This window comes from Phocaeicola plebeius DSM 17135 (assembly GCF_000187895.1).
In the GTDB taxonomy this organism is placed as follows: Bacteria; Bacteroidota; Bacteroidia; order Bacteroidales; family Bacteroidaceae; genus Phocaeicola; species Phocaeicola plebeius.
Map to the genome: position 1 here is coordinate 152298 of NZ_DS990130.1, position 18287 is coordinate 170584.

Consider the following 18287-nt stretch of genomic DNA (forward strand, 5'->3'; position numbering starts at 1 on the left):
TCTGGATATTTCCTTAAAATGTAGTAGCTCTATAAAAGAAGAAACAGCATAAGAGTTTTTAGGCTCAAATGCTGTTCTTATTGCTTATGTATTATTTCTTTATATAAGTATTAGTTATATCTCCGCTATGATAATGTCCCTCTTCTCCAGTGGAAACTTCATTATAAGTTACTCGTACTACCATTCTATCAGATGTTAAACTCTCAATAACAGGATTTGAATAATAAGGTGAATCTTTTAACTCTGCTGTTTGACCATTAATCGTTCCTGTAGTACTTGGTTCATTGTACCAATTAGTACCTGTATAATAACCAAAAGAGAAAGAATATTTATTATCTGCAATTTTTGTAATTATTATTCTCTCACTATCGCTATTAAGGGTGCTAAAATCATAATCTTTATCCCATTCATCTTTTTCTGGGGCATTACTGCATAACTCCCAACCTTTTGAGTGAATAAGCATCCAAGTACCCTCTAAAGAGTTTAAATCAAGTGATTCTTCCTCATCACTACATGCTGTAAAGTTTACAGCTAACATGACTGTTAACAAGGTTATTCCTAAGAATCTTAATGTTTTCATTGTAATAGGATTGTTTATAAATAATTTATATTATTTATTTTATAATTGAATGAATTCTACATCATCAACTTGTAATTCTTGTTTGCCAAATGTATAGTAACCAAATCCAGAATATTCTAATGGCATATAACGAACTTTTAATATTTGTACTCCATCAACAATGAATGTAAGAACGTTACCATCGCTTATAAGTTCCCATTCTTGGTCAACTTTCTTTTTATCTTTCCATTTCACTCCTTGCTGAATGGCACCAACTACCAATCCATTCACACGACGTTCAAAGCGCACCATTTCATTGTTGAAGTTAAAACTGTAGAAGTTTCCCCCATCTCTATAGTTAAAAACCAGCCCTGTCGTGCGGTCATTTGCTAATTTTTGAATATTGACGTGAGTTCTTATCTTGAAAGGTTTCTGTACATCAAGTGGGGCATAGCAGTGTGTTTCAAAAAAGGTGTTTTCTCCTACTTTAGTGGCTACACCACTTAAGGCTGTAAGGGCAACTCCTAATCCTTTGTTTTCACCTTTTGAGATAATGGTCATTTTCCCTTCGTCAATAATAGCAGTTCCACTATTACTTTCATAAGCACATTCAGTCCATTCAAGTGAGTTTGCATCAAATGTTTCTTTAAAGCTTTGGGCATTTATTTGAAAAAATGTAATAAATGCCATTCCAATAGTAAATACTAGTTTTTTCATAATTTGTATATTAAAAAAGGATTTAAATTAAAGACTACTAACTTTACCAATTCGTGTTTGTAATTCTTCTATCAAAGGTTCCAACTCTTTAGGGATACGGTCAACTTCTGTAAATTCTCCATGTCTTGCAGCCATAGTTCCTGCAACTTCAGATGAAACCTTTATTTGGAAAGCAGCGCGTTTAGGAGTAGAAATATCTCTAATCGTTACTCTATTTCTAATTTGTTTTTCAGAAAGATTGAATGTTTTATATTGCCATGGGGTTTGCAAGTATCCTCCATATATATCTGTAGTGGCTATTTCATCAAAGTAATTTAGAAGGATTTGATGAAGTAATTTCCATGCACGTGAAACATCTACTTTATCTCCATCTATTTGGTAATAAATGGAATCTAAATCGATTGTGAAGTATTTATTTACAATACCAGACGCAGCAGAAGCACGATAAAACCCATCTTGTTGTAATGCAAAAGATATGCTGCTACGTTTATCTTCTCCATAGAACTTAGTTAGTATGGATTTATATTCATTGCATTCACATCGTATGATTATAACTTCATTCTTTTTCTTAGGGTGTGTAAATTCAGCGTATCCATAGCCTGCTAAAGTATTGTTTATATATATAGCCGCTTCTTTAGGTTCGACGGTTATTTTGACTATTTTAGGACGTTTGGCTGCTTGACATATTACCGTAGACACAAACAATAGCATTGTTAAAAATAATAATCTTCTCATAATTGACTTATATTATTTGATTTGAGGTTTAATTTGCTGTCCAGAAGAATAACGATAATCTTTGGGGATATCCAATTCAAATAATTGATTTTTCTTTCCTTTTACGTAGTAATTTCTATTGTATATTTCAATACCATTCTCTTTGCATGAAACATTGATATAATCAGTCCCTTTGGGAACAACATAGTTAATCAATCCTCGTCCTACGTATTCTTCATTAATATAAATTTCTATATGTTGTTCGTTACATAAAAGGCTTATCGGAATATTGGTAGCACATGAACTAAATCCCATGCTTAATGCAACCAATAATGAAATAGCCAGAAATCTAATTTCTTTCATTTCCGTATATCTTATAATTCTATTTGAAAATATTGTGTAGTTCCATTAGGATATGTCACTTTTACAGTTGTAGATGCTCCAGTTATATTTCCATGATAATCTCTACTAAATGATAGTTGCCCACCAGAATAAGTATATCCTTCATTGTTGAAGCCAGAATGTACAGAACCACCATTCCCGAAATGTATAGCTGTTACTACATCATTAGTTACTGTTACTACCAACTCATAAGTTGATTTTTGTCCAGTCGTACTACTATAATAAATAACGGCTTCGTATTTTCCATTTTCAATTTGATTATAGGACACAAATTGTCCTTGAACTTGCATTGGAAGTAAAGTAAACAAGCTTAATAATAAAACTGATAGAATTTTCTTCATAAAAAATATTATGCTTATCTATTCCCTATATAAGCTATTAATAAAAAATCATTGGGGAACACATAACCAAACTTTCATCTGATTATCAATGTTTAAATTTTTCTGCAAATATATTAATATATTATTTATCAAATAAACATAAAAGGAATAAAAGTGTATGAATCCTTGATTTTTAACAATCTGGAAAGGATTTGGAACATATATACTCTTTATGCGGCTATATTTTGGGCTATTTACAAACAGCTATTCCCAATATAGAATATAGTGGTTAAGGTGGTTCTAAAGTCTAAAAACTTATGGATTTGACCTGTTACTATAAGGCTGAAATGCCAAACACAAATAATCAGACTTTAGATATATCTGGAGTTTAAAATTTAGGTAGGACAAACTTTGATTGGGGTATATAAAGCTAACCTTGTTCTTGATTTGTCCTACCTGTAATTTAGAAACTCAAAGATTCATAAGTCTGCAATATTTCTTCCTGTCTTAATCCCAAGTATCTTTTAGTAATGGCAACAGAACTATGATTGAAAAGTTCCATGAGCTTTACTAATGCCAGCTCTGAATTTTCACTGTTCATATTATAGACCTGTCTGCCAAAAGTCTTTCTAAGTGAATGGCAGGAAAAGTTCTTAATCTTTAGCTTATATTTCTTCTTCACTTCTTTAAGAATGATATTTATTCTCTGGACTGAAAAGACTGTACCTTTCTGACTTACTAAGATAGGTGCATTTATTCCAACTGGCTTTATATGTTCGTAACATTCTCTGATATGTTCCTGTAATTGGGGATTCAGTCTTATAGTTCTTTGCTTTCCTGTCTTTTTCTCAATTACAGTAAATTCGTCTGTATTTAATATCTGTTTCCATCTTAAAGATAGAATATCAGAAATTCTCAATCCTGTGAAACAGCCAATAGCTATTAGAAGTGATATTTTATAATTATCATCTTTAGCCAGTTTTCTTATAAGGTTCATTGCATCTGACCAAACAAGATAGTCTGCTGTCGTGTTTGAATATTTAAGTGACATAATGTTCTGTTTTATAAGTAAATGAATAAGAGTGAATATTAATTTTGAGTTGGATTTACTAACTCACTGATTACTAAGGAAACAATTATTTTTATCCAAAGTGAATATTATTAATAAAGGACACCCAACTAAAATATTGAGTGCCCTTGTTTATGCTACAGCATTCCTTCATCAGCAAAACTGTAGTATTCTGCATCAGTAAGAATGATATGGTCTAAGACTTTTATTCGCATGAGCTGTGCTGCATCCCTTACTTGTTTAGTAAGTCTTATATCCTCTGGGCTTGGCTTTAAGTTTCCACTTGGATGATTATGTGCCAGAATTAAAGCTACAGAATTAGTAAGTAATGCAGCTTGGAATATAAGTCTAACATCTGCTGTTGTTTCTGTTAGTCCTCCCTCTGAAATTAGAGTATATCCTAAAACTTGGTTGGCTTGATTTAGGAACAGGACTTTGAAATATTCCTTGTAGCATATAGTTTCTTTCTTATATGTAGAAAGCATATATTTATAAGCATCCTCTGAACAGGTTACTTTTTGCTGATTCTTGAATTTGGGTTTGTAGGAAAGCTTCACTTCTCCTACTTTATAATCTATATTCATAATGTCAATTTTAAAAAGGTTTGTTTCCATATTTATAATCCAGTATAGAATTACAGATTCTATCATAAAAGGAGAATCCGCAACCTGTATAGAAATATCTATGATAGATTGCTTGGTATTCACGCTGCAATTTGATGTTATTTCTAAGCATATCATCCAATTTATCTAAGGAATGTTTCAATGCCTGTACTACCTTTATATATCTAAGGTTGTTATCCACTTCACCCAAACGGTTTTCTAAATCTCTGATATGGTCTATAAGTTTATCTATCTGTTTATCCATGATTGTAAATTTTAGATGTTGGCAGAAATAAAAAAGGACAACTAACTTAATAGCTGTCCTTTCTTCAATATTAGTAATATGTGTGTTATTTCTTGGAATAATGGTATCTCATAGAGAATATATAAACCTCTATTATATCATCATGCACGGAGTAAACAATTCTGTGCTCTGCATTGATTCTTCTTGACCATTTTCCTGCAAGTTCATATTTAAGCGGTTCTGGTTTTCCTATTCCTGTATAAGGATGTGCCGCAATATCTTCCAGTAAATTTTTGATTTTATTCAATATTGCTTTGTTACCGCTTTGGGTAAAGTATAGGTATTCTTTTCGTGCCTGTTCTGATAATGTTATTCTGTACATGCTACCCGTTTTAAGAAGTCCTCTATGCTTTCACCTTCATTCTGGGATATAGAATTTCCGTTCTTAATATCCTCTTCGCCTTTATGTATTGCTTCCATTGTTTCGGGCGACGACATGATGTATTCTGTTTCTTTTAGAGAATTGTATTCATCCAAAGAAATCATTACTACTCCTTTGCCATTACCACGATTGACAACTACAGTATCATAATCGTCAATGACCGCATCAATGTAGCTTTTCAAGTTGGCTCTTAAATCTGTGTAATTGGCTGTTCTCATAAATCCTCCTTTGTTATAGCACAAAGATATGTACTTATTTGCGTACTTACAAATATAAACGGTTAATTATTTGATATTTAAGAAAAGGACACCCATGAAGAATGCCCTTTTCTCTCTCAATCAATAAAGCTCATTTAATCAATGAACCATTTATATTTCTCATCACCATGTAAAGCTGAATTGATTCCTAAAGCCATTTCTGTAGCATTAAGAGAACGGTCTAAGAATGAATCAATATAGCTTGACTTGTTAGCTCCAGTCAATAGGTTGTAGAATTTCCACATATTAAGCTCACTTTCAAAGCTGCCAAAGTTTTCATCATTAATGTATGCTTTTGCCACACTGTTTATCTGTGTATCAGTAAGCAACATTCTGGGTAGTGCTTTCTGGTAGCCTGTTGGCAAGCATTGATAAAGTCTCATCTTGCCTATTATTTGACAGAACTGGTGTTCACTCATTGAAGTGTTACCTAATTGCTGCATCAGATAAAGATGTTTGGCTGGGTTGTAGTTACTGAAAAGTTCCAGTGCAGCACGATAAAGCTCTGTAGTGTTACTTACTTTCAAATCATCCTTGTAACCATCAGTAAAGATGCACATGTTACAGCAAACTTGATTTTTGAATCCGATAGCCAAACGGAAAAGTTCAGGAACTTTCTTTGAATATAGATTCATCTGGTTGTAAGCTCTTACTCCTACGATGGAGAGATTCAGCTTGTTTCCTCCTACTGTTTCATAAATGGTGGGAATATCAATGCTAAAAGCTGCCCTTTCATAATAGATAGTCTTGTCAGATTCCAACAGTTGATTGGCTGGTTTATGGATAGCTTCAGGGATTCTACCTTTGATAATGTGGCTTGCTCTGATTGTGGCTTGTTCCACCTTTTCACCACTAAAGAAAGATTGTGCTGCATCCTGTATTGTTTCTACAAACTGAGCATGATTGATTGTAAGTTCATTGTCTTTAGAGAACACTGGTGTAATGCAATCATTTTTCAAATGATTCAATGTTACCTCCTGTGTGTTGGCTTCGATAAAATGATTGGCTGGCTTTACTGGCTCGTCCATGATAATGGTAGCTTCTTCTGCATATTCACCCAAATTCATTCTCTCACGATTGTTTGCCATAGCTGGCATAATAACTAAATTTCTCATAATGATAAATTGTTTAAATGATTATTGATTGAATTAACTCCAGAGCAATGAATCGCCATGAAGCAATGAATTGCTTCGATTCCCTCTTGGTACGATTACAAATACTCTTGGTACATTTATAGGTGTGATACGATTAGGCTATTTATATTATCTATGTATTTGTGTATCATCCTATAAAGTCTATCAATGATGTGAGGTAAATAGTAAAATTTATAATGAATCTGGGGGTGGGTAGGTGCCTGCCAATTTTCATTTTTCCTTTGCTTGGTGTGAGGGGGGATAAAATTGGGGTATGGCATCCCGTACAACATTTTTGGGATTGGGGTTATAAAATCCATTTTTTACCTTAAATGTTGTATCTGTTAAAAAAATCAGACTTTATGTGCTTATAAAGTAGATTTAAGGTATTAAGAGGGGAAAAAGCTGTTTGTATTAATTATATAATATAATAGCTGTTTTCCCCTCTGATAGGGTTATTTGTGTTTTATAATGAACTTCGGTATGAATTTAGGAGTCAGCTCTGCTGTACTGGGGATTCTTTGATGTTTAAAATCAGTTTCTAATATGTATTCTTCACCTTTAAGAATCAGTTTGTCATTATGAATATCTATAAGGTCTTTCAACTTCAATTCCATAATGTATTTTTCATAGGTCTTTTTATCCATTTTTAGTTTCTCAATAATGTTGTTTTTGGATAGTTCAATATCAGCAAATCTGGATAATAGAACTAACTGCATGAAAAAGCCTATATATTCTGATTCAAGTTCAATTCCAATAATCTTTCTTGAAAAGGTAACGCATTTTAATTCCATAGGTGGAATGTGGTATATGCACCGTTTGGTCTTATTCTCAAATCCGTTATCCAGATAGTAATGCTTGATTCGTAAGAAGTCTTTAAACTGACTATTGAAATTGCTTAAACTATCTCCTGTGATTCTTTTCAGTTCATCTAAAGTCTTGCGTACATTGTAGTGTTTATCTCTGAATAATGACAGGCAGAAAAACCTAAATATATTGGCAGATTTGAAATGTGGCAGCATGGAATAATTAATCGTTGCTCTGTTCTCGCAATTTGTTGGTATTAATCTTTTCTTCATATTCATTAGTAGCTGATTGAACATTATGGGTAAACATTAAATCTTTCTTTTCACGTTCCATCTTATAATAGTAGGCTGTGCCAAAATAAATCTTGGCTTCCTTTCGGTTGTTGAACTTCTTTCCAGTTGGCAAGTGGATTATCATATCAATTCAAGCATTAGTAAGTTAATAAGCCAGTTTCTGCAATGAGATATAATAGGTAGTAACCTTTCCATTTTTCTTTCTCCTTGTCTTTAGATAGTTATTAATATTAGCCCATAATCCTATATGAACTCTGTTATCTTTTACTCCTTGTCTTAATGCTTTTTCTCTGATTTGCTCATAGGTAAATTCCTGCATTTTAGAAATATTGAATGATTTGTAAATAGAGAATCTTGTTAGTGGGATTATCTACTGGAGGTAGTATAAAGGTAGTTACTTTATAGGTGGGGAACTAATCTTAGGGTCACACATTGGAAATTCAAATTTGAGGATATTCTGAATTTAAACTATTGGTATGCCTGTATTGTAGTTTAGAAGAAAATCCAGATAAATTGAATCTGGACTTTCATTTCGGGTAAGTACAACATTTTTAGAAAAGGGGTTATAATAAGAGGTTTTATGATAAAATGTTGTATCTGACTAAACTTTTTCATATTCCAGAAATAATGCTCTTTGTCTGTTCTTCCAATAATCTCTTAGCTCAAAAAAATCACTTAGAAAATCCTTTGGTTTCTTCTTTATAGGTGGCATATTCAATAAGCTGTATATTTCATCCCTGATTTTATTAATCTGAGATAATTCATAGGATTGTCCTGTCTTAAACTTGTTTTTCACCATTTCAATGAACTCTGTACCTGTCCGATTCTCATTGTACCTTTTAAGTATTATGGCTTCTCTTATTTGGGACTGGGAGTATTTCAGTTCCTCAATTTTTGTCTTACCTAACTCATCATAAGCCTGAACTATAAAAGCGTCAGTTCGGATAAGTTCTCTTTTATGTTCCATCGCTATGCTGGTTTCATCCCCTTTCAGAATTTCCAGTTGTTCCACAATTTCCCTACGCTTAGCTTTAATGCTTAGTGATTTGTTTTCTCGTTTAAGCCTTTCGGTGTCACTCAATTTGTAGGCGGTTGATTCATAATTCAATTTAAAGGATTTGCATTGCTTGTAGTGCTCTATCAATTTATCAAAACAGTTGTAATATCCCTGTACCAGATTTTCTGCCAGATAATTGTCTATCTTAAACCAGTTCTTTGTTCCATCTATGTTTAATAAAGGAGTGAGCGGATGATTATTAAGTATTGCTTTGACCGCATCCCTTAATTCATCATTGGTTGCATTGTCATAGTATGCCTTGAGCATTTTATAATTTTCTTCAAACACATTGATTCTAAACTGTAACTGGGCTTTTGACCTTACTTGAAATTTATAGTCTGTATTTGTTATATGATTTGCTGAAGCTATTCCATTTCTGAATCTTCCAATTATCTGTATGGTATCGGTAAACGGGTCTATTATGCTCTGGGTAGCCATAGTAACATCGGTTACAATAAAAACTTCTGGCTGGAAATCTAGTTCAATATCCAGAGCATTAAAGAATCTGCTTGTCAGAAAATTGTATTTATTCATCTTGGCTGCATCCCAATCTGAATAGGCTTGACTAAACTTCTTATCCTTTAGGTTCTTTACACTATTGTATGCACAGAATACTGTAGATTGTTCCAGAATATCCAGTTTATCCATAATTGAATAAATGGTTTCCGTAGAGTTGATAAAGAGAAATATCGGTTTTTCTGTATTGCCGATTCGTTTCTTTAATTCCTGTAGCACATTATTAGTATGGTATAGGTTTAATGGTTGGGCATATTCGAAATTGGGTTGAATCTCCATTATCTGAAATTTCTGCTTAAAAAATCTTGGGTCGGTAAAATCCAGCGGAGTAGCAGACACAAGCCCTTTGTTTTCGAACATGAAGAAATCATCGAAAGGTAATGTTATGTTTTCTCTATAGTCTACATCTTTCACAATCTTGTGACATTCGTCGAATAAAAGATAGCAGGTTGAATAAATGTCCCTGTCAATTTCTTCAAATGCAGCTTTAATCTTAGAAAAACTTTCTGGAGTGGATAATAGCTTTATATGTTTTTCCTTACTGGCTTGCAGGTATTTTACAATAGAATCTACCGTTACATTCTCGTAAACTCCCATAAGATTGTCCTTTGTGTGTTTCGGGTCTTTGCATTTACCTTTGATTACTGGAACATTTGGTTCTAGGATAATGGAATCTCTGTCAGCTTTCAGTTCGCCATAAGTTGCTCCCAGTCCTGTCAGTTTTTTATATAGTATAGTATTTGTTGGAATTTCTGGTAAGACTTCTGTCAGATATTGAACTTTTCCGTTCTTCTTTTCTATATTGATATATGTAGTATTCATCTTGTTTTCGTTTTAAAAGAGGGGAGTTTTTAGCTCCCACTCTTTAGGTTAATAATTATCAGATTATAGCTTCTTTTTCACGCAGGTAGTTCAGAAGTTCATCCGTGCGTTCCACTCGGAAGAATATCTTGCCACGGAGAAATGCGCTGGTTGCACTGATATAATTATTGACCTCACGAAACAACGGTACGAACTGCACACGTTTTCCAGATTCAATGAGCTGTTTCAATATGGATAACTGAAAATTGTTATCTTCGTTTGCTTTAAAAGGGGTAAGTTCAGTTGGCTTTATTCCTCCATCTTCACTTTCTCCAGTTGTCAGATAAGTGTATATCCATTTGAAAGAAGCTGGATTGACATAGTATTTGAAACCTGCAACATTATAAGATTCTACCCAAATGCAAGGATAGTTTTCCTTGTCGGTATATAATCTAATGCTTAGAGTTTCTTTTCTCTGCATCATTGACTTGATGGCATTGTGCGCACCTTGATTATCGTACTTCTCTACTTGTGGAATAACTGTTCCATTAATATTAAACTCCATGATTCTTCTTTTTTTAGTTTTTACTTTATTCCCATTCTGAGGGAACTGTCAGATAATCATCATTAAAAGGTGCGCACCGTTTTATTTCTGATTACGTTGCAAAGGTATGGGCTTTCTATCCTCGTTATAGGTAATAAAACTTGATTGCTTTTTATTACCCTTAGCTTAGGAATATATCTCATTTCCTTTGACTGTACAAAAGTAGAGTGATATGGAGTAAGGTTTAAGGAATAAAATATCCCACTACTTTATTCCCTTTAGAGAGAATAGAGTAATGGGATTTTCTAAAAAAGATAAACAATTTATAATCTAAATGAGGGGTAAATGCTGTTTATTGTTTTTGGTTCAAAGTTCTTGTATTGTTTTAAGAATGCTTTCAGTGTATCATTTTCTGTCTGTTTCCAACATTCCTTAATGGATAGCTTTGTAAAAGCTATCAACTGGCAGATAAGGTCAACTTCTTTCTGAGAATGTTTTGCTCCTTTTCTTCTTTTTTTTACGACTTGCTCTTGTGTATCAAAAAAACTAAGAAACATTTTTGCAAAAAAAGCTATGAGTGGAGAATCTTTTGTAGATTTAAATGTTTGTGCTTTTGCTTTATATTTCATTACTGGCATAGTGCTTAAACTTTCTTTTTCCGCAAGTGTATCTGTTGCGCTTGCTATATAATGGATTGTGGTAGGACTATCTATAATGATTTCTGGTTCTCCTTCTATGCATAGTTTTAGAGTTATGGGTTTAATAAATGTTGTTCCAGTATTTTCATTAAAATCTTCTACGTTATTTATTATAGATGTAGTAAACTTTTGGAGTTGTTCATAAGGTGATTCTTTTCTTTCTGCTCCATTTATATAATAATGATAACTATAATCATAGATGAAAAGTATAAGCATCCAAAATTTTTCTACGTCAAGTTCTAATTCTGCTATGAATTTTTGGATTAACGCACTTCCTAAATAGTCACCATAATTAAAATACTCGGATATTAGATTGTTGTTATATCTATCAGAGAATATCTGTAAAGTTTCTGATATAGCAGGTATCAATGGCTGATTGCCTATTTCTTCCCATTTTTCTGGAGATTCCTCTTCTTCCGTTACAATGGATATATTATAATAGCAAAAAGGGTCTTCATCTGCAAAGTCAAAGTCTGGGATAAATATATTTTCTAATATAGAAATATATTCTAATAACTCTTTCTCTTTATTTATATTATTCCATTGAAATTTATCTATTGGTTGCATATTTTAAATCTATTGGTTATAGGCAAAATTAAAAAAGAAAATCCCACTCACAAATACTGCAAATGGGATAATCATAGTTTGTAAGGCTTAGTAGTTGGAATCTCCTGTAAATGTGTCCATGAGCTTGTCCATCTGTTCACCTATGCACTTATCTATCAGTTTGGCATAATGGTTCGTCATTCTGGTATTGGTATGACCAAGCATCTTAGAAACGACTTCCAGCGAGATATTATTAGCTAAAGTAACCGTACTTGCGAATGTGTGGCGGCTTGTATGAAATGTGATTCGTTTTTTGATGTCGCACAAAATGGCTATATCCTTTAGGTATTTGTTTATATCTGCTGGGTCTTGGATAGGAAGTAATTTCTCTCCACCTTTGTATTTATCCAATATCAGTTTGGCAATAGGGAGTAGGGGGATGCGTGATAGAACTCCTGTTTTTACCCTGCGTTTCTTAATCCAAATTCTACCTGTATTGTCCTTTTCAAAATGTTCTGGTGCTAAGGTTTTGATGTCGATGTAGCTCAATCCAGTGAAACACCCAAAGAGGAACATATCTTTTGCTCTCTCCAGTCTGGGTAGGGGAGTGTCAAAGTTGATAATCTTTCTCAGTTCTTCTTCATCTAAGAAGTCTATTTCTACGGGTTCACGTTCTATCTTATAAGTAATGAATGGATTGGTAGCCATGTATGAATTAGCTACTGCAAGGTTGACAATCTTTTTAAGTAGTTTTAGATGTTTGGTAGATGAATTTTGTGCCATTCCTTTGTCTATTCTTAGGAATGTATGAAAAGACTGGATAAAGTTCAGATTCAATTCACGTAGGTATAAATCTTCTCTTTTGTATTTCTGCTGAACAAATTCTTTGAGTAATCTTACTGTATAGACCGAAATCCAATAAGTAGCTTTAGAAACTCCATTTCCAACCAGCTTTTCCTGTTCTCTGTTATGTTCTTCAAAGACTTCGAACAGGCTTTTTTCGTTCAATGCTTCTACTTTGTCTGCAACAGCTTCTTTTAGTAGCTCTGCTGTGATTAGGTAGCCCATTTGAAGTAGCTCAATTTCTTTCTGGTATATTTTGTTTCTTAGCTGTGTAAGATAGCTGTTTACTAATTGAGCTTCTTCACTCTTACCTTTTACTAACTGTTTTTCTCTATTCCAGTCTGTAGAACGTGCATATTTACCTGTGCTGAAATAGATTCTTTTTCCGTTTGTGGAGATAGAAACCTCAATAGGTGATAAACCTTTCTTGTTTTGCTTACTTTCTCTCAATGAAAAGTAAACCATCGTACAATGTTTTTCCATATTAAAATGATTGTAAAATGGAGTATATCTCATTGTACTATAGTTGATTATATAAGTTTTTGCAGCCCATTTTTGAAAATGGCAAATTGGGCTGCAAATGGGCTGCAAAAATCACTTTTTTAGTGCTTAATTAAGTGGCAATTGTTCTGCTTTGGGCTTGACTGTAATAGCCTTTGGAGGAACCATGTTTTAGGTTGTTATAGTATCATTTTTCTTCTTACCTGATAAGACAAGATAACCAAAAAGAAGGCTATTAGAATATCCCTAAACTATAATTTACGGCAAATAAAAAACTCCTGCAACCATTTAGATTACAGGAGTTTATATATTTGATTAAGTATAGATTACTTATTCAAAGCAGTAGCAACGTCAACTGCGCAAGCTACTGTACAACCTACCATCGGGTTGTTACCGATACCCAGGAATCCCATCATTTCTACGTGAGCAGGAACTGATGAAGAACCAGCGAACTGAGCATCTGAGTGCATACGACCCATAGTATCTGTCATACCGTAAGAAGCAGGACCAGCAGCCATGTTATCCGGGTGAAGTGTACGACCTGTACCACCACCTGAAGCTACTGAGAAGTAAGGTTTACCTGCAAGAACACGTTCTTTCTTATAAGTACCTGCAACCGGGTGCTGGAAACGAGTCGGGTTAGTAGAGTTACCTGTAATAGATACGTCTACACCTTCTTTCCACATGATAGCTACACCTTCGCGAACGTCGTCAGCTCCGTAGCATTTTACTTTTGCACGAGGACCATCTGAGTAAGCGATTTCTTTCACAACTTTCAGTTCGCCAGTGTAGTAGTCAAACTGAGTCTGAACGTATGTAAATCCGTTGATACGAGAGATGATCTGTGCAGCGTCTTTACCCAGACCGTTCAAGATACAACGCAAAGGTTCTTTACGTACTTTGTCTGCTTTAGCAGCGATTTTGATAGCGCCTTCAGCAGCAGCGAATGATTCGTGACCTGCCAAGAAAGCGAAACATTTAGTTTCTTCGCGCAGCAACATTGCAGCCAAGTTACCGTGACCCAAACCTACTTTACGGTCATCAGCAACTGAACCCGGAATACAGAATGACTGCAAACCGATACCGATTGCTTCAGCAGCTTCAGCAGCGTTTTTGCAACCTTTCTTAAGAGCGATGGCGCAACCTACTACGTAAGCCCATTTTGCATTCTCGAAGCAGATAGGCTGAGTTTCTTCACAAGTTTTATAAGGATCAAGACCATATTGTTCGCAGATAGCGTTAGCTTCTTCGATGTCTTTGATACCGTTAGCGTTCAAAGCAGCAAGAATCTGTTTGATACGACGGTCCTGGCTTTCAAATTTTACTTCTCTAATCATAATGTTCTTTCCTCCTTATATTATTCGTGACGTGGGTCAATATGTTTAACTGCACCTTGTTCTGCTGTGAAGCGTCCGTAAGTACCAGTTACTTTCTTCAAAGCTTCGTTTGCGTCAGTGCCTTTCTTGATCTCATCCATGAACTTGCCCAGGTGAACGAATTCGTATCCGCAGATTTCGTCGTTCTTGTCAAGAGCGATAGTTTTGATATAGCCTTCAGCCATTTCCAGGTAACGAGGACCTTTTGCCAAAGTACCGTACAGAGTACCTACCTGGCTACGCAGACCTTTGCCCAAGTCTTCCAGACCAGCACCGATCATCAGACCGCCTTCAGAGAAAGCTGACTGAGTACGTCCGTACACAATCTGCAAGAACAATTCACGCATAGCTGTATTGATAGCGTCGCACACCAAGTCAGTGTTCAATGCTTCCAAGATGGTTTTTCCCGGCAGGATTTCAGATGCCATGGCAGCTGAGTGAGTCATACCAGAGCAACCGATTGTTTCAACCAATGCTTCCTGGATAACACCTTCTTTTACGTTCAGTGTCAACTTGCAGGCACCCTGCTGAGGAGCACACCAACCAATACCGTGAGTTAAACCAGAGATGTCTTTAATTTCTTTTGATTTAACCCATTTTCCTTCTTCAGGAATTGGAGCTGGACCATGATTAGGTCCTTTTTTTACAACACACATGTGTTCAACTTCGTGTGAATAAGTCATATTCTTTACGTTTTATTGGTAATAAAAAATAGGTATTTCGTAAACCCTGAATTAGGGAATTTCTTCCTTAATCCATTCGCAAAGTTAGTCGTTTTATTTCGTTCTGCAACGGGTGAAACCAAACTTTTTGTTACATTTTAATGATATTTTTTTCGGTTTGGGCTGTTTTGCAAACTCCGGTTGACAAAATGTTTTTCATCTTCTGAAAGAAACTTGTATCTTTGTCCTGGATACAGCAAAGATACCCTGTTATGGGTTTGCATAGAGATAGGTAACAATTATTAGGTATAGAATGGAAATGAATCAGATTACGGTTTCGGATGCGGATTTGCGCAAAGGGGCAGAAGAGGGAATGGATGCTTTTTTGAAAGTATTTATCGATAAATACCTGGAGGTGACAGGAGGAAAGATTAATGCGGATACCATGCCGTTGCTGAACGGGTATCAGCATACTTTGTTAGGCTATCATTTTTTTCGGGAGGAAGTGATGGAAGGAGGTTTCGTACAGCTTATCCAGAATGGATACGGACCGTATATTTTTGATAATCCGTTTGCCAAAGCGATGCGTATGTTTGGGGCAAAAGAGTTTTCAAAGTTAATATACGAGGCTAAAAAAATATACGATGCTCATCGTGAGGATTTGGAGAAGGAACGTACGGAAGAGGAATTCATGGCTATGTATGAGCAATATGAAGCTTTTGATGATTTGGAAGAACAATATATGGAAGAGGAGGAGCAGATTACCGCACAAATAGCGACGTATGTAGACGAGCATTTGGATAGTTTTGCAGAAGTAAAATAATCATGAAAAGTTTATTTGTGTTAAAATAACACTGTTCCCGTGCAGTCTTTTTTTCTTTTCGTATTTATTTTGTGAATTTTAAATCTAAAAATATTTATTAAACTAAAGATAAGAGTAGAATAGAGTATGAAAAAACAGAAATTGGCAGTCATTTTTGCTGCATTATTAACAATGGCGGGGTTTAGTTCTTGTTTGAACTCAGAAGATGATGGAATTAGTGAATATTACGGTTATTTGGAAGTGAATTCAGGCTGGGGTAATGTGACTTTCTCAACTCCCGATGGCTTGGAATTTGTTCCTAATAAGACTATTACTACTACTGCTAGTTCTAAGTTGGCTTTTGTTTATTGCCAGTATAATGATGTGGATTTGACTGCAGAAACAGAAAAATTACCGGTCACATTGTTAAGCGACCCAGTTTATTTGAACGATTTAGGTTATGCTGAGTCAACCTTACCTGATGTAACTTCTACAGTTTCTCTCTATTCTTTAGGAGAAAATGGTGGTGGAATATGGGGATATAATAAATATTTGGTTTTGACTCCTGCCTATTTTCTGAAAAAAGGTACTACCAATGAAAATTTAAGTACTGAGTTGGTAAATCACCATTTGAATGTGTATTATGTGCCTGAAGAAGATAACGTGACGACTAAGACCCTGAAGTTATATTTGCGTTATCAGCTTACGGGTATAGATGATTCTTCTACTGAAGAAGGTGCAGAAACATCTGAGGCTTGGGCAAATGATTATACAGTGAAATATTCAGATGCTGTTTATGTAAGTTTGTCTTCTTTACTGGCTCAATATGAGAATGCTCATGGAGAGAAGCCCGAAAAACTGGAAGTAGATTACGAATATAATAATAACAGTTACACTGTACCGACAAAAGATACCAATAAAAAACGAACTAAGACGGTAGTATATGATTTGTATAAAGAAACTGCTGCTAATTAATAATAAACATAAATCGTAAAGATAAGAATCGGCATTATAAAATGGCTTATACAGCTATTTATAGTGCCGATTTTATTTTTTGAAAAAACACCCTTGCGTTTACATTCAAACGTCAAAGAGTTTGGAGTTAAACGCAAGGGCGTTTTAGTTGAAACACAAAAGAGTTTTGTTTTAAACGTAAGTACATTTTTGGGGGCGTTAAAACACCTCTCTGAAAGTCTTTTCCATACACTGTTTTTCTCTGAATTTTCTAGGCTGATTTTATTTTGGGAATACCGAATTTTAAATAGCTTGAAAAGATAAGTCCCTCTTTCCTTTATCTCATACTTTTTTGTAAATTTGCAATTCGTTTCATCGCATAATGAAAAGAATTGGGAATGAATTATAAAGAATTGTTCAATAAAATGGCATTTTTACTTTCTTCACCCGGACGCTTTTGGGAAAAAGAAGCGGCTGAAGGGCAGGGAAGCAGGATGATGTCGGAGTACGTTTATCCGCTTATCGGATTGTGCGGATTATCGGAATTTATAGGTACTTTTATCGGGCGTGATGTCAGCTCGGAGTTTTTCCAGTGGGCTTTAACTCGCTGCTGCGCTATAGCCGTGTCTTTGTTTGGTGGATTTTTTGTTGCGGTGTATCTGCTGGATAAAATCAGCTGGAACCTGTTCAATAAGTATATTCCAAAGGAAACTCTTCAAGTGTTTGTGGGGTACTCTATGACGGTTCTGTTTGTGCTCGATATGGTAAATGGGCTGATTTCCATTGAAATACTTCACTGGATTCTTCAGCTGTACACTGTGGCTGTGGTGTTTGAAGGGGCACGACGTTTTTTGGAAATTCCGGAGAGTAAGTTGACTTCCTATACGGTTGTCGCCTCCATTCTAATACTGCTTTCTCCGGTGATGATAGAATTTGTGTTTAATAAATTGTCTGTAATTTTGAATTGATGAGACCTGTTTCAAATAATATTAATATCAAGAACAAGCGGGCGTCGTTCGATTATGAATTTATCGATACGTACACGGCCGGAATTGTGCTGACCGGAACGGAAATCAAGTCTATCCGGCAGGGAAAGGCCAGTCTGGTAGATACTTTCTGTTTCTTTTCCCGTGGAGAACTGTGGGTAAAGAACATGCACATTGCAGAGTATTTCTACGGTTCTTATAACAATCATACGGCTCGTCGTGACCGCAAACTGCTGCTGACAAAGAAAGAATTGCGCAAGTTGCAGCGTACTTCTGATGAGCCTGGTTTTACAATTGTGCCGACTCGCATGTATATTAACGAGCGGGGACTTGCCAAGGTAGTCATTGCGCTGGCCAAAGGTAAGAAGCAGTATGACAAACGTCAGACGTTGAAGGAAAAAGAAGACCGACGTATGATGGACCGTATGTTCAAACGCTAAAT

23 protein-coding genes are annotated in these 18287 nt (G+C 35.0%); 4 read left to right on the forward strand and 19 right to left on the reverse strand.

The features are described 5' to 3' along the window. Positions 1–91: 91 nt before the first annotated feature. From BACPLE_RS08850 to BACPLE_RS08940, 19 genes are all read right to left on the reverse strand, one after another. A complete protein-coding gene (locus BACPLE_RS08850; protein WP_007561018.1) occupies positions 92–580 on the reverse strand; it encodes a lipocalin family protein in 489 nt (162 codons plus the stop codon). Positions 581–619: 39 nt separating this feature from the next. Continuing rightward, complete coding sequence (locus BACPLE_RS08855) at positions 620–1276, reverse strand: hypothetical protein (protein ID WP_007561020.1); 657 nt, start codon at positions 1274–1276, stop codon at positions 620–622. Positions 1277–1303: 27 nt separating this feature from the next. Next, on the reverse strand, positions 1304–2011 hold the full coding sequence (locus BACPLE_RS08860) for a hypothetical protein (RefSeq protein ID WP_235777918.1): 708 nt from the start codon (positions 2009–2011) through the stop codon (positions 1304–1306). Positions 2012–2023: 12 nt separating this feature from the next. Further along, on the reverse strand, positions 2024–2353 hold the full coding sequence (locus tag BACPLE_RS08865; protein WP_007561024.1) for a hypothetical protein: 330 nt from the start codon (positions 2351–2353) through the stop codon (positions 2024–2026). An 11-nt stretch (positions 2354–2364) separates the two neighbouring features. Further along, on the reverse strand, positions 2365–2733 hold the full coding sequence (locus BACPLE_RS08870) for a hypothetical protein (protein ID WP_007561026.1): 369 nt from the start codon (positions 2731–2733) through the stop codon (positions 2365–2367). Positions 2734–3175: 442 nt separating this feature from the next. Beyond that, positions 3176–3763 carry a tyrosine-type recombinase/integrase gene (locus BACPLE_RS08875; protein WP_007561027.1) on the reverse strand — a complete coding sequence of 196 codons (588 nt, stop codon included), beginning with the start codon at positions 3761–3763 and terminating at the stop codon, positions 3176–3178. 155 nt (positions 3764–3918) lie between these two features. Continuing rightward, on the reverse strand, positions 3919–4365 hold the full coding sequence (locus tag BACPLE_RS08880; RefSeq protein WP_040312914.1) for a JAB domain-containing protein: 447 nt from the start codon (positions 4363–4365) through the stop codon (positions 3919–3921). Between the two features lie 10 nt (positions 4366–4375). Further along, positions 4376–4648, reverse strand: a complete 273-nt coding sequence (locus BACPLE_RS08885) for a hypothetical protein (protein ID WP_007561031.1) — start codon at positions 4646–4648, stop codon at positions 4376–4378. A gap of 85 nt (positions 4649–4733) precedes the next feature. After that, positions 4734–5009 (reverse strand): Txe/YoeB family addiction module toxin, encoded by a 276-nt coding sequence (locus tag BACPLE_RS08890; protein ID WP_007561033.1) that lies wholly within the window; start codon positions 5007–5009, stop codon positions 4734–4736. Next, the gene (locus BACPLE_RS08895; RefSeq protein ID WP_007561035.1) at positions 4997–5287 is read right to left on the reverse strand and encodes a type II toxin-antitoxin system Phd/YefM family antitoxin; all 291 of its coding nucleotides are present in this window, start codon (positions 5285–5287) and stop codon (positions 4997–4999) included. The genes BACPLE_RS08890 and BACPLE_RS08895 overlap by 13 nt, the downstream gene beginning before the upstream one ends. A gap of 134 nt (positions 5288–5421) precedes the next feature. Further along, on the reverse strand, positions 5422–6441 hold the full coding sequence (locus tag BACPLE_RS08900) for a DUF3871 family protein (RefSeq protein ID WP_007561037.1): 1020 nt from the start codon (positions 6439–6441) through the stop codon (positions 5422–5424). Between the two features lie 473 nt (positions 6442–6914). Further along, positions 6915–7253, reverse strand: a complete 339-nt coding sequence (locus BACPLE_RS19710; RefSeq protein WP_235777919.1) for a hypothetical protein — start codon at positions 7251–7253, stop codon at positions 6915–6917. A gap of 235 nt (positions 7254–7488) precedes the next feature. After that, positions 7489–7683 carry a hypothetical protein gene (locus BACPLE_RS08910; protein ID WP_007561039.1) on the reverse strand — a complete coding sequence of 65 codons (195 nt, stop codon included), beginning with the start codon at positions 7681–7683 and terminating at the stop codon, positions 7489–7491. Positions 7684–8160: 477 nt separating this feature from the next. Then, complete coding sequence (locus BACPLE_RS08915) at positions 8161–9954, reverse strand: hypothetical protein (RefSeq protein WP_007561042.1); 1794 nt, start codon at positions 9952–9954, stop codon at positions 8161–8163. 58 nt (positions 9955–10012) lie between these two features. Beyond that, entirely contained in the window at positions 10013–10498 is a 486-nt protein-coding gene (locus tag BACPLE_RS08920; protein ID WP_007561043.1) for a hypothetical protein, read from the reverse strand. A 302-nt stretch (positions 10499–10800) separates the two neighbouring features. After that, complete coding sequence (locus BACPLE_RS08925) at positions 10801–11742, reverse strand: hypothetical protein (RefSeq protein WP_007561045.1); 942 nt, start codon at positions 11740–11742, stop codon at positions 10801–10803. An 87-nt stretch (positions 11743–11829) separates the two neighbouring features. Then, positions 11830–13047 (reverse strand): site-specific integrase, encoded by a 1218-nt coding sequence (locus BACPLE_RS08930; RefSeq protein ID WP_007561048.1) that lies wholly within the window; start codon positions 13045–13047, stop codon positions 11830–11832. Between the two features lie 344 nt (positions 13048–13391). After that, the gene (locus BACPLE_RS08935) at positions 13392–14402 is read right to left on the reverse strand and encodes a GGGtGRT protein (protein ID WP_007561050.1); all 1011 of its coding nucleotides are present in this window, start codon (positions 14400–14402) and stop codon (positions 13392–13394) included. Positions 14403–14422: 20 nt separating this feature from the next. Continuing rightward, positions 14423–15124 carry an iron-sulfur cluster assembly scaffold protein gene (locus BACPLE_RS08940; protein ID WP_007561052.1) on the reverse strand — a complete coding sequence of 234 codons (702 nt, stop codon included), beginning with the start codon at positions 15122–15124 and terminating at the stop codon, positions 14423–14425. Positions 15125–15416: 292 nt separating this feature from the next. Between BACPLE_RS08940 and BACPLE_RS08945 the strand changes: the two genes are divergently transcribed. The 4 genes from BACPLE_RS08945 to smpB all read left to right on the forward strand — a co-directional run bounded on the left by BACPLE_RS08945 (position 15417) and on the right by smpB (position 18285). Then, positions 15417–15926 carry a DMP19 family protein gene (locus BACPLE_RS08945; protein WP_007561054.1) on the forward strand — a complete coding sequence of 170 codons (510 nt, stop codon included), beginning with the start codon at positions 15417–15419 and terminating at the stop codon, positions 15924–15926. Between the two features lie 126 nt (positions 15927–16052). Continuing rightward, positions 16053–16880, forward strand: a complete 828-nt coding sequence (locus tag BACPLE_RS08950) for a hypothetical protein (RefSeq protein ID WP_007561057.1) — start codon at positions 16053–16055, stop codon at positions 16878–16880. A gap of 377 nt (positions 16881–17257) precedes the next feature. Further along, positions 17258–17827 (forward strand): YIP1 family protein, encoded by a 570-nt coding sequence (locus BACPLE_RS08955; protein ID WP_007561059.1) that lies wholly within the window; start codon positions 17258–17260, stop codon positions 17825–17827. Next, on the forward strand, positions 17827–18285 hold the full coding sequence (gene smpB / locus BACPLE_RS08960) for an SsrA-binding protein (RefSeq protein WP_007561061.1): 459 nt from the start codon (positions 17827–17829) through the stop codon (positions 18283–18285). Before BACPLE_RS08955 ends, smpB begins: the two co-directional genes overlap by 1 nt. Positions 18286–18287 lie beyond the last annotated feature (2 nt).

What these genes read in the sequence shown, in the direction of transcription:
- BACPLE_RS08850 (WP_007561018.1), bottom strand. Translation starts at nt 580, where the DNA reads ATGAAAACATTAAGATTCTTAGGAATAACCTTGTTAACAGTCATGTTA.
- BACPLE_RS08855 (WP_007561020.1), bottom strand. Translation starts at nt 1,276, where the DNA reads ATGAAAAAACTAGTATTTACTATTGGAATGGCATTTATTACATTTTTT.
- BACPLE_RS08860 (WP_235777918.1), bottom strand. Translation starts at nt 2,011, where the DNA reads ATGAGAAGATTATTATTTTTAACAATGCTATTGTTTGTGTCTACGGTA.
- BACPLE_RS08865 (WP_007561024.1), bottom strand. Translation starts at nt 2,353, where the DNA reads ATGAAAGAAATTAGATTTCTGGCTATTTCATTATTGGTTGCATTAAGC.
- BACPLE_RS08870 (WP_007561026.1), bottom strand. Translation starts at nt 2,733, where the DNA reads ATGAAGAAAATTCTATCAGTTTTATTATTAAGCTTGTTTACTTTACTT.
- BACPLE_RS08875 (WP_007561027.1), bottom strand. Translation starts at nt 3,763, where the DNA reads ATGTCACTTAAATATTCAAACACGACAGCAGACTATCTTGTTTGGTCA.
- BACPLE_RS08880 (WP_040312914.1), bottom strand. Translation starts at nt 4,365, where the DNA reads ATGAATATAGATTATAAAGTAGGAGAAGTGAAGCTTTCCTACAAACCC.
- BACPLE_RS08885 (WP_007561031.1), bottom strand. Translation starts at nt 4,648, where the DNA reads ATGGATAAACAGATAGATAAACTTATAGACCATATCAGAGATTTAGAA.
- BACPLE_RS08890 (WP_007561033.1), bottom strand. Translation starts at nt 5,009, where the DNA reads ATGTACAGAATAACATTATCAGAACAGGCACGAAAAGAATACCTATAC.
- BACPLE_RS08895 (WP_007561035.1), bottom strand. Translation starts at nt 5,287, where the DNA reads ATGAGAACAGCCAATTACACAGATTTAAGAGCCAACTTGAAAAGCTAC.
- BACPLE_RS08900 (WP_007561037.1), bottom strand. Translation starts at nt 6,441, where the DNA reads ATGAGAAATTTAGTTATTATGCCAGCTATGGCAAACAATCGTGAGAGA.
- BACPLE_RS19710 (WP_235777919.1), bottom strand. Translation starts at nt 7,253, where the DNA reads ATGGAATTAAAATGCGTTACCTTTTCAAGAAAGATTATTGGAATTGAA.
- BACPLE_RS08910 (WP_007561039.1), bottom strand. Translation starts at nt 7,683, where the DNA reads ATGATAATCCACTTGCCAACTGGAAAGAAGTTCAACAACCGAAAGGAA.
- BACPLE_RS08915 (WP_007561042.1), bottom strand. Translation starts at nt 9,954, where the DNA reads ATGAATACTACATATATCAATATAGAAAAGAAGAACGGAAAAGTTCAA.
- BACPLE_RS08920 (WP_007561043.1), bottom strand. Translation starts at nt 10,498, where the DNA reads ATGGAGTTTAATATTAATGGAACAGTTATTCCACAAGTAGAGAAGTAC.
- BACPLE_RS08925 (WP_007561045.1), bottom strand. Translation starts at nt 11,742, where the DNA reads ATGCAACCAATAGATAAATTTCAATGGAATAATATAAATAAAGAGAAA.
- BACPLE_RS08930 (WP_007561048.1), bottom strand. Translation starts at nt 13,047, where the DNA reads ATGGAAAAACATTGTACGATGGTTTACTTTTCATTGAGAGAAAGTAAG.
- BACPLE_RS08935 (WP_007561050.1), bottom strand. Translation starts at nt 14,402, where the DNA reads ATGATTAGAGAAGTAAAATTTGAAAGCCAGGACCGTCGTATCAAACAG.
- BACPLE_RS08940 (WP_007561052.1), bottom strand. Translation starts at nt 15,124, where the DNA reads ATGACTTATTCACACGAAGTTGAACACATGTGTGTTGTAAAAAAAGGA.
- BACPLE_RS08945 (WP_007561054.1), top strand. Translation starts at nt 15,417, where the DNA reads ATGGAAATGAATCAGATTACGGTTTCGGATGCGGATTTGCGCAAAGGG.
- BACPLE_RS08950 (WP_007561057.1), top strand. Translation starts at nt 16,053, where the DNA reads ATGAAAAAACAGAAATTGGCAGTCATTTTTGCTGCATTATTAACAATG.
- BACPLE_RS08955 (WP_007561059.1), top strand. Translation starts at nt 17,258, where the DNA reads ATGAATTATAAAGAATTGTTCAATAAAATGGCATTTTTACTTTCTTCA.
- smpB (WP_007561061.1), top strand. Translation starts at nt 17,827, where the DNA reads ATGAGACCTGTTTCAAATAATATTAATATCAAGAACAAGCGGGCGTCG.